Source organism: Arthrobacter sp. GQ119 (assembly GCF_059759125.1).
In genome coordinates, this window is record NZ_JCAXEA010000089.1 from 1 (window position 1) to 379 (window position 379).

Here is a 379-nt window from a genome sequence, read left to right on the forward strand (position 1 = left end):
CGTGTAGCTGGAGGGGTCGGCGGAGCCAACGACCCGGTAGTAGGCGAAGACGCGGGCGCCGCTGCCGATCGAGACGCCGCTGGTGATTGCGGTCCAGCCGGACGGGACAGCGACCGTGGGGTTCTTGTCGGCGGTGAAGGACGCCACCAGGACGTCATCGGCGGCCCGGCCGGTGGGTGCGGGCAGGGAGACGGTGGTGGTGGCCGTTTCGGTGGACGCGGTCCTGAAGCTGCGCACGGCGATCTCCGCTGAGGTGCTGCCGTCGGGGTTGACGGTGATCGTCGTTGTGGTGGAATTCGAGCCGGCGGCGTTGGTGGCGGTCAGCTTCGCGGTGTAGGTCCCGGCCGTGTCATAGACATGGGACGGGTTCTGGCTGGTT

Annotated in this window: 1 protein-coding gene; it reads right to left on the reverse strand. The window is 68.9% G+C overall.

The window, feature by feature from the left end; translation table 11 throughout:
* The coding region (locus tag AC6CH3_RS23485) for a PKD domain-containing protein (protein ID WP_498134717.1) at nt 1-379 on the reverse strand (379 nt) is incomplete at both ends.